Source organism: Streptomyces sudanensis (assembly GCF_023614315.1).
In the GTDB taxonomy this organism is placed as follows: domain Bacteria; phylum Actinomycetota; class Actinomycetes; order Streptomycetales; family Streptomycetaceae; genus Streptomyces; species Streptomyces sudanensis.
In genome coordinates this window covers 2,306,181-2,314,922 of sequence record NZ_CP095474.1, presented here as the reverse complement: position 1 = coordinate 2,314,922, position 8,742 = coordinate 2,306,181, and the positions used below count along the sequence as shown (strand labels likewise).

7 protein-coding genes and 3 pseudogenes are annotated in these 8,742 nt (G+C 75.1%); 9 read left to right on the top strand and 1 reads right to left on the bottom strand.

Annotated elements, in window-relative coordinates:
- Positions 1 to 7: 7 nt before the first annotated feature.
- Positions 8 to 478: pseudogene (locus tag MW084_RS10650) on the top strand (family 2 glycosyl transferase); the annotation flags it as partial.
- On the top strand, positions 475 to 2,061 hold the full coding sequence (locus MW084_RS10645) for a DUF5719 family protein (RefSeq protein ID WP_010472755.1): 1,587 nt from the start codon (positions 475 to 477) through the stop codon (positions 2,059 to 2,061). The pseudogene MW084_RS10650 and the gene MW084_RS10645, both read left to right, overlap by 4 nt.
- A 55-nt stretch (positions 2,062 to 2,116) precedes the next feature.
- Here MW084_RS10645 and MW084_RS10640 read toward each other — a convergent pair whose 3' ends face one another.
- Complete coding sequence (locus tag MW084_RS10640) at positions 2,117 to 2,545, bottom strand: metallopeptidase family protein (RefSeq protein WP_078571908.1); 429 nt, start codon at positions 2,543 to 2,545, stop codon at positions 2,117 to 2,119.
- Between the two features lie 281 nt (positions 2,546 to 2,826).
- Here MW084_RS10640 and MW084_RS10635 point away from each other — a divergent pair.
- The 7 genes and pseudogenes from MW084_RS10635 to MW084_RS10605 all read left to right on the top strand — a co-directional run.
- Positions 2,827 to 3,252 (top strand): annotated as a pseudogene (locus tag MW084_RS10635) (DUF3499 domain-containing protein); the annotation flags it as partial.
- A 161-nt stretch (positions 3,253 to 3,413) separates the two neighbouring features.
- Positions 3,414 to 4,775, top strand: coding sequence for a phosphomannomutase/phosphoglucomutase (locus MW084_RS10630; protein ID WP_010472761.1), 1,362 nt, complete (start codon positions 3,414 to 3,416; stop codon positions 4,773 to 4,775).
- Positions 4,776 to 4,972: 197 nt separating this feature from the next.
- Positions 4,973 to 5,155 carry a Trm112 family protein gene (locus tag MW084_RS10625; protein WP_010472763.1) on the top strand — a complete coding sequence of 61 codons (183 nt, stop codon included), beginning with the start codon at positions 4,973 to 4,975 and terminating at the stop codon, positions 5,153 to 5,155.
- A 48-nt stretch (positions 5,156 to 5,203) separates the two neighbouring features.
- Entirely contained in the window at positions 5,204 to 6,343 is a 1,140-nt protein-coding gene (locus tag MW084_RS10620; protein ID WP_010472765.1) for an SIS domain-containing protein, read from the top strand.
- A 135-nt stretch (positions 6,344 to 6,478) separates the two neighbouring features.
- Positions 6,479 to 6,601 (top strand): annotated as a pseudogene (locus tag MW084_RS10615) (type I phosphomannose isomerase catalytic subunit); the annotation flags it as partial.
- A gap of 26 nt (positions 6,602 to 6,627) precedes the next feature.
- A partial coding sequence (gene manA, locus MW084_RS10610; RefSeq protein ID WP_275563562.1) for a mannose-6-phosphate isomerase, class I occupies positions 6,628 to 7,653 on the top strand: 1,026 nt, incomplete at its 5' end.
- Positions 7,654 to 7,750: 97 nt separating this feature from the next.
- Positions 7,751 to 8,668: a cation diffusion facilitator family transporter gene (locus MW084_RS10605; protein WP_010472768.1), complete on the top strand. Its 918-nt coding sequence runs from the start codon at positions 7,751 to 7,753 to the stop codon at positions 8,666 to 8,668.
- Positions 8,669 to 8,742: the final 74 nt, after the last annotated feature.

Genomic DNA, 8,742 nt, shown 5'->3' with positions numbered 1-8,742 from the left:
ANNANANCCCCAGGAACCTCCCGGCACCGACCGGCCCGCCGCGCCCGCCCACCCCGCCGCACAGGGGTACGACGACCGTCCGGCGTACGAGCGGCAGCCCCACGGCGACCAGGACCACGGGCGGCAGCCGGCGTACGGGGGGCAGCCCCACGCGCACCCCCACGACGGCGCCCCGTACGGGCAGGACCCGTACGGGCAGGACCCGTACGGCCAGGACCCGTACGGCCAGGACCCCTACCCGCAAAGCCCGTACGGGCAGGACCCGTACGGGCAGGGCCCCCAGGGGCCGTACGACCCGAACGCGTACGCCGGCCGGCAGGACGGCGACCAGCAGTACGCGGGCCCGCAGTACGGCGACGGGCAGTACGCCGGTCAGCCGTACCCGTACCCGCAGCAGAACCCGTACGGCCCGTACGACCCATCCGACCCGTACGGCCGAGAGAACGAGCAGCGTCCCGACGGGAGCAGCCACCAGTGAACCGCAGCACCCTCTCCCTCCTCGCGGTCGCGACCGCCCTCGCCGCCCTCACCGGCCTCGCCACCCTGACGCCGTCCGGCGCGGACGAGCCCGCCCGGGCGGCCGCCGCGGCGCCCGTCGAGCGCAGCAGCCTCCTGTGCCCGGCGCCGAGTTCCTCCGAGGTCGCCGAGACGGCGTACACCTCGTTCACCCCCGCCACCACCGGCGGTCCCCGGCCCGCCCCGGCCGGCGGGGAAGCCCTGCCGGACAGAGCCGAGCTGAAGCCGGCCGCCACCACCGGTGACGCGGCCCCCGCCCCCGGGGACGGCGGGAAGGACGGCGGGAAGGAAGAGGAGAAGGACGGGGCGGAGGACCGGCCGGCGGCGGGGAAGCCGGCCGGGGACAAGCCCGTCGCCACCGCCACCGCTCCGGGGACGCCCGTGGCGGCGGAGGCGAACGGCGCCGAGGCGCCCGCCCTCGTCGGCGTCGCCTCCGGCCGCCTCGCCCCCGGCTGGACCGTGCAGCAGACCACCGTCGTCCCCGCCGGAGGCGCCCGCGGCCTGCTCGGCGTCACCTGCACGCCCCCCGACACGGACTTCTGGTTCCCCGGCGCGTCCACCGCCGAGAACCGCCGCGACTACGTCCACCTCACCAACCCGGACGACACCGCCGCCGTCGTCGACATCGAGCTGTACGGGCCCGAGGGCCCCCTGAAGTCGCAGCTCACCGACGGCGTCCCGGTCCCCGCCCGGTCCAGCGTGCCCGTGCTGCTGTCCACCCTCACCGCGGACCCGGCCACCTCCGAGGTGACCGCCCACGTCACCGTCCGCAGCGGCCGCGTCGGCGCGGTCATCCGCTCCGCCGTGGACCAGCTCGGCAGCGACTGGCTGCCGGCCTCCGCCGACCCCGCCCCCTCGCTGGTCCTCCCCGGCATCCCCGCGGACGCCACGTCCGTGCAGCTCGTGGCGTACACCCCCGGAGAGGACGACGCCGAACTGAAGCTCCGGCTCGCCGGCCCCACCGGCACCATCACCCCGGCCGCCCAGCAGACGATCCGCGTGAAGTCCGGCATGACCGCCTCCGCCGACCTGCAGGGCCTCACCAGCGGCGAGGCCGGCGCGCTGCTGCTGACCCCGGTCCGGGCGGAGCGGGCCGCGCCGGTCGTCGCCGCGCTGCGCGTGGTGCGCGGCTCCGGCGAGAAGCAGGAGGTCGCCTTCATCCCGGCCGCCGGCCCGGTGGGGGAGCGGGCGACCGTCGCCGACAACCGCGCCGACGGCACCACCCTGTCGCTGACCGCGCCCGGCGGGACCGCCGAGGTCCGCGTCACCGCCTCCCCGGGCACCGAGGGCGGCACCCCCGCCACCAAGACGTACACCGTCAAGGGCGGCACGACCCTGGCGGTCGCCCCGCCCGTGCCCTCCGGCCTGAAGGGCTCCTACGCCCTGACGGTCGAGACCCTCTCCGGCGGCCCCGTCCACGCGGCGCGCACGCTCGCCCTGCCGCAGGACGGGATCGCGATGTTCACCCTCCAGACCTTCGCCGACGACCGGGCGAAGGTCGCCGTACCGGAGGCCCGGCAGGACCTGGCCGTCCTGGACGACTGACGGGCCCGTACCGGCGCGCCGGTACGGGCGGCACCGGCGCGCCGGCCCGCGCCGGTCAGTCCTGCCCGTACCGCGGGTCCACCGACTCGGGCGCCAGGCCCAGCAGCTCGGCGACCTGCTCCACCACGACCTCGTGTACCAGCAGCGCCCGCTCGTCCCGGCCCTTGGCCCGCAGCTCCACGGGCCGCCGGTACACCACCACGCGCGCGTGCCGGTCCCGCGTCGCCGGCGCCGAACTGCCCAGCGGCACGGAGTCGTCCTGGGGCGCCGGCACCTCCAGCACCATGAAGTCCACCTCGGCGAGCTGGGGCCAGTGCCGCTCCAACCGCTCCACGGAGTCCTGAACCAGGTCGCGGAAGGTGTCCGCCCTGGTGGCGGAGAGGGGGACCTGGGGCGGTGCCACGGGGCCGCGCATCCCCCGGCCGTGGCGATCACGGCGGCGCGGTCGCGGCTCGGTCGGGCGGGGCGGTCCTGGACTGTCCATCACCTGACGCAGCGTAGCCCTCCCGGACGTGCGGTGTTCCCCTCTCCGCCCACACTCCGGCATGTCGCCGTATGAGCGTTTCAGCCAATCAGAGGCGCGATTCAGTACCGTTATCCGATCGATCCCTCCATGAAAACGGCCGGATTCTTTCAGTCGGCCGTAGGGCCGGGCGACCGCCCCGCCCCTTCCCGGATGCCGCCCCCTCCCTTCCCACAGGTGGGAAGGGCCCCCCGAGGACCACCTGTGCCGGACGCCACACCACGACACGGGCGAGCGACCTGGTGGAGAGTCGTCGCGGCCCGCTCAAGAGTGCGGTACCGTCCAACGTCGTGAGCCCTGTACGTCGCTGTTCGCGCACCGCGTGCGGCCGCCCTGCCGTCGCGACACTGACGTACGTCTATGCCGACTCGACCGCGGTCCTCGGCCCGCTCGCCACCTACGCGGAACCCCACTGCTACGACCTGTGCGCCGAGCACAGCGAGCGCCTCACCGCGCCGCGCGGCTGGGAGGTCGTCCGGCTGTCCGACGCCTCCGGCCCCGCCCGCCCCAGCGGCGACGACCTGGAGGCCCTCGCCAACGCCGTGCGCGAGGCGGCCCGCCCCCGGGAGCGCAGGGCCCAGGCCGACGGCAAGGGCGGCTCCCGCAACGGCGACCCCGTCGAGGTCGGCCGCCGCGGCCACCTGCGCGTACTGCGCTCCCCCGACTCCTGGAACCGGCGGCCGGCCCGGCGCCGTTCCGCCCACCGGCCCCGGAACCGCCCCCGGGCACTCCTCCGACCGGCACGCCCGGCCCGCGAATCCCTCCGGACGTATCCGTCACCTCTGCGGGTAGTTTGTGTACTCCACACAGGCTCGCAGGAGGTTGGTCAGTGACTGCTGATCTGTCGCAGATCGTCAAGGCGTACGACGTCCGCGGAGTCGTGCCGGACCAGTGGGACGAGGCGCTCGCCGAGCTGTTCGGCGCCGCCTTCGTCCAGGTGACCGGAGCCGACGCGATCGTCGTCGGCCACGACATGCGCCCGTCGTCCCCCGGCCTGTCCGGCGCCTTCGCGCGCGGTGCGGCCGCCCGGGGCGCCGACGTCACCCTCATCGGACTGTGCTCCACCGACCAGCTGTACTTCGCCTCCGGCCACCTCGGCCTGCCGGGCGCCATGTTCACCGCCTCGCACAACCCGGCCCGGTACAACGGCATCAAGATGTGCCGCGCCGGTGCCGCCCCCATCGGCCAGGACAGCGGCCTGGCCGACATCCGCGCCCTCGTCGAGAAGTGGCGGGAGTCCGGGGCTCCCACCCCGGCCGCCACCCCCGGCGGGATAACCGAGACGGACACCCTCACCGCCTACGCGGAGCACCTGAGGTCCCTGGTCGACCTCACCTCCATCCGCCCCCTGAAGGTCGTCGTCGACGCGGGCAACGGCATGGGCGGCCACACGGTCCCCACCGTCCTCGACGGCCTGCCCCTGACACTGGTCCCGATGTACTTCGAGCTGGACGGCACCTTCCCCAACCACGAGGCCAACCCGCTCGACCCGGCCAACATCGTCGACCTCCGGCAGCGCGTCCGCGCCGAGGGCGCCGACCTGGGCCTGGCCTTCGACGGCGACGCCGACCGCTGCTTCGTCGTGGACGAGCGGGGCGAACCCGTCCCCCCGTCCGCGATCACCGCGCTGGTCGCCGCCCGCGAGCTGGCCAAGCACCCCGGCGGAACGATCATCCACAACCTGATCACGTCGCGGTCCGTCCCCGAGGTCGTCCGGGAGAACGGCGGAACCCCCGTCCGCACCCGCGTCGGCCACTCCTTCATCAAGGCCGAGATGGCCCGTACGGGCGCGGTCTTCGGAGGCGAGCACTCCGCGCACTACTACTTCCGCGACTTCTGGAACGCCGACACCGGCATGCTCGCCGCGCTCCACGTCCTCGCCGCCCTCGGCGGCCAGGAGGGCACGCTGTCCGCGCTGGTCGCCGAGTACGACCGCTACGCGGCCTCCGGAGAGATCAACTCCACGGTCGCCGACCAGGCCGCCAGCACCGCTGCCGTACGCGGGGCCTTCGCCTCCCGCCCCGGCGTCACCGTCGACGAACTCGACGGCCTGACCATCGGCGGCGACGGCTGGTGGTTCAACCTCCGGCCCTCCAACACCGAACCGCTGCTGCGCCTCAACGTCGAGGCCAAGGACGAGACCACCATGGCCGAGGTCCGCGACGAGGTCCTCTCCCTCGTCCGCGCCTGACCGGCCGCCCCGGCGCGCCCGCCCCGGCCCGGCGCCCTCCCGCATCCGGCCGGGCGGGCACCGGGCCGGGNNGGGCGTGACGGCNNCGNCGGNNCNCCCNGCGTCCCCNGGCACCCGGCGGTAGGCTGACGACGCCGGGGAACCGCAGCACCCACCGCCCCGACCGGATCGCCCGCACACCCGAAGGGAACCACCCCATGCCGCTCGAAGCCGGCCTCCTCGACATCCTCGCCTGCCCCGCCTGCCGCGCGCCCCTCGCGGACCGGACGGCCGACGAGACCCCCGAGCTGGTCTGCACGGGCGACGGCTGCGGCCTGGCCTACCCGGTACGGGACGGCATCCCGGTGCTCCTCGTCGACGAGGCCCGCCGCCCGGCCTGACCCCGCCACCCCGGCCACATCCCGCACCGGCGATCGGAGGCCCCACCCATGCTCGACGAGTCGTTGCTCGACGCTCCCGAGGCCCTGGCCCGGGCGGACCGCCGCGGACTCCTGCGCGGCGCCGCCGAGTCGGGCGCCCGGGTACGCACCGCCGCCCGGCACGCCACCGAAGCGGGCGTCGCCGCCCTCGAGTCGGAGGGCCGCCCCCGCACCGTCCTCGTCGCCGGCACCGGCCCGGCGGCCACCGGGGCCGCCGACCTGATCGCCGCCCTCGCCGGCGCCTCCGCACCCGTCACCCGGCTGCACCCCACCGGCGTCGCCCCGGCCGCGGGCGCGCTCCGCTGGGCCCTCCCGGGCTGGGCCGGCCCCGTCGACCTGCTGCTCGTCCCGACCACCGACGGCTCGGAACCCGGTCTCGTCACCCTCGCCGAGCAGGCGTACCGCCGCGGCGTCACCGTCGTCGCCGTCGCCCCGCAGCGCTCGCTCATCGCGGAGGCCGTCGGCAACACCCACGGCCTCGTCGTCCCCATGGCGACCGCCCCCCACGAGCCGTCCGACGAGCCGCAGGCCGCCGGCCCCGGCGCACTGTGGGCGCTGCTCACCCCGCTCCTCGCCCTCCTCGACCGCGTCGGCCTGTTCACGGCCCCCGCCGACGCGCTGGAGAAGGTCGCCGACCGCCTCGACCGCACCGCCGAACGCTGCGGCCCCGCCGTCGCCACGTACGGCAACCCGGCCAAGACCCTCGCCGCCGAACTCTCCGACGCGCTGCCCCTCATCTGGACCGAGGGCGCCGCCGCCGCACCCGTGGGCCGCCGCTTCGCCGCCGTCCTCGCCGAACTCGCCGGCCGCCCCGCCCTCGCCGCGGAGCTCCCCGAGGCGCTCGCCGCCCACAGCGGCCTCCTCGCCGGGGACTTCGCCGCGGGCGCCGACCCCGACGACTTCTTCCGCGACCGCGTCGAGGACCCGCAGGCACTGCACGCCCGCGTCGTACTGCTCCGCGACCGCCCCGCCGACGCCGGCGGCCTCACCGCCGCCCCCGCCGCCCGCGAACTCGCCCTCGGCCACGACACACCCGTCAGCGAACTGGAGCCCGAGGGGGGCGACACGCTCGAAGCCCTCGCCGAACTCCTCGCCGTCACCGACTTCGCCGCCTGCTACCTCGCCCTGGCCTCCGGCCGGCGCCTCTGACCCGCCCGGCCGCCCCGTGAGCGGCCCCCGTGAGCGGCCCCCGGGACCGTCGCCCCGGAACCGGAACCGCCGCCTCGGACCTGTCGACACCGGACCGACCGCCGAACCCGCCGCCCGCACGGAAAGCCACCACCCATGGACCGCCTCTCCGCCACCGTCCGCCCCTACGCCTGGGGCTCCACGACGGCCATCCCGGAACTGCTCGGCACCGCCCCCACCGGCGAGCCCCAGGCCGAGATGTGGATGGGTGCCCACCCTNCCTCNNATACACCACTGACGCCGNNGNCCCCGGAGGCGACCGCGAACAGCCCCTCGGCGACGTCATCGCCGCCGACCCCGACGGGGAACTGGGCCCCGCCACCGTCGCCAGGTTCGGCCCGCGCCTGCCCTTCCTCCTCAAGATCCTCGCCGCGGGCGCCCCCCTCTCCCTCCAGGTCCACCCCGACCTCGACCGGGCCCGGGCCGGCTACGCCGAGGAGGAACGCGCCGGCATCCCCCTCGACGCCCCGCACCGCAACTACAAGGACCCGAACCACAAGCCCGAACTGATCTGCGCCCTCACCCCCTTCGAGGGCTTCTGCGGCTTCCGCGAACCCGTCGAGACCGCCCGCCTCCTCGCCGCCCTCGACGTCGACTCCCTCAAGCCGTACGTGGACCTCCTCCACGCCCACCCCGAGGACGCCGCCCTCCGCGAGGTCCTCACCGCGGTCCTCACCGCCGACCCCGACGCCATCGCCGCCACCGTCCACGACACCGCCGCCGCCTGCGCCCGCCTCGGCGGCGCCCACGCCCCGTACGCCGCCCTCGCCCACCACTTCCCCGGCGACCCCGGCGTCCTCGCCGCCCTCCTCCTCAACCACGTACGGCTCCAGCCCGGCGAAGCCCTCTACCTCGGCGCCGGCGTCCCCCACTCCTACCTCGGCGGCCTCGGCGTCGAGATCATGGCCAACTCCGACAACGTCCTGCGCTGCGGCCTCACCCCCAAGCACGTCGACGTCCCCGAACTCCTCCGCGTCGTCCGCTTCGAGGCCGGCGACCCCGGCATCCTGCGCCCCGAGGCGTCCCCCCGCGGCGAGGAGGTGTACGAGACGCCCGCCGACGAGTTCCGCCTCTCCCGGTACGTGCGCCCCGAAGGCGCCGCCCCCGTCGACCTCACCGCCCCGACCCCGCAGATCCTCCTCGCCACCGCCGGCGCCCCGCGCCTCGGGGACCTCACCCTCAGCCCCGGCCAATCCGTCTTCGTGCCGGCCGGGGAGAGCGTCGGACTGTCGGGAGGGGGCACCCTTTTCAGGGCCACGGCGGTGGTCTGACCCGGCGCCTTCATCCGGTGCTGCAACAATGTCCCGCCGTACAGAACCGGCCGAACCCACGAACCCAACCGGGACCAGTGAAGGGAACACGACACGCATGAGCGCGTCAGGCGGAACCAAGGCGATCGTGGCGGCACTCGTCGCCAACCTCGCGATTGCCGTGAGCAAATTCGTGGCGTTCGTCTTCAGCGGCTCGTCATCGATGCTCGCCGAATCGGTGCACTCCCTCGCCGACTCCGGCAACCAGGGACTCCTCCTCCTCGGCGGCAAGAAGGCCAAGCGCGAGGCCACCCCCCAGCACCCCTTCGGCTACGGCCGCGAGCGGTACATCTACGCCTTCCTCGTCTCCATCGTCCTCTTCTCCGTCGGCGGCATGTTCGCCCTGTACGAGGGCTACGAGAAGATCAAGCACCCCCACGAGATCGAGGCCTGGTACTGGCCCGTCGGCGTCCTCGTCTTCGCGATCATCGCCGAGACGATCTCCTTCCGCACCGCCATCAAGGAGTCCAACGAACTCCGCGGCAAGCGCTCCTGGAAGGACTTCGTCCGCACCGCCAAGGCGCCCGAGCTGCCCGTCGTCCTCCTGGAGGACCTCGGCGCCCTCGTCGGCCTGATCCTCGCCCTCGTCGGCGTCAGCCTCGCCCTCGTCACCGGCAACGGCGTCTGGGACGGCATCGGCACCCTCTGCATCGGTGTCCTGCTCATCCTGATCGCCGTCGTCCTCGCGGTCGAGACCAAGTCGCTCCTCCTGGGCGAGGCCGCCGGACTCGACGAGGTCCACCGGATCAAGGAGTCCCTCGTCGACGGCACCACCGTCACCGGCATCATCCACATGCGCACCCTCCACCTCGGCCCCGAGGAACTCCTCGTCGCCGCGAAGATCGCCGTCCAGCACGACGAGACCGCCGCGCAGGTCGCCGCCGCGATCGACGCCGCGGAGGAGCGCATCCGCGCCGCCGTCCCCATCGCCCGGGTCATCTACCTGGAGCCCGACATCCTCCGCACCGCCCGCTGAGCCACCCCGTCGCCGAGGCCCCGGCCCCGAGGACCCCCGGGGGCCGGGGCCTCGGCGTACGCACTTCGCCTCCG

Bases quoted from the DNA above. Each gene is read 5' to 3' on its own strand.
- MW084_RS10640 (WP_078571908.1), bottom strand. From the start codon at position 2,545: ATGGACAGTCCAGGACCGCCCCGCCCGACCGAGCCGCGACCGCGCCGC.
- MW084_RS10605 (WP_010472768.1), top strand. From the start codon at position 7,751: ATGAGCGCGTCAGGCGGAACCAAGGCGATCGTGGCGGCACTCGTCGCC.
- MW084_RS10625 (WP_010472763.1), top strand. From the start codon at position 4,973: ATGCCGCTCGAAGCCGGCCTCCTCGACATCCTCGCCTGCCCCGCCTGC.
- MW084_RS10620 (WP_010472765.1), top strand. From the start codon at position 5,204: ATGCTCGACGAGTCGTTGCTCGACGCTCCCGAGGCCCTGGCCCGGGCG.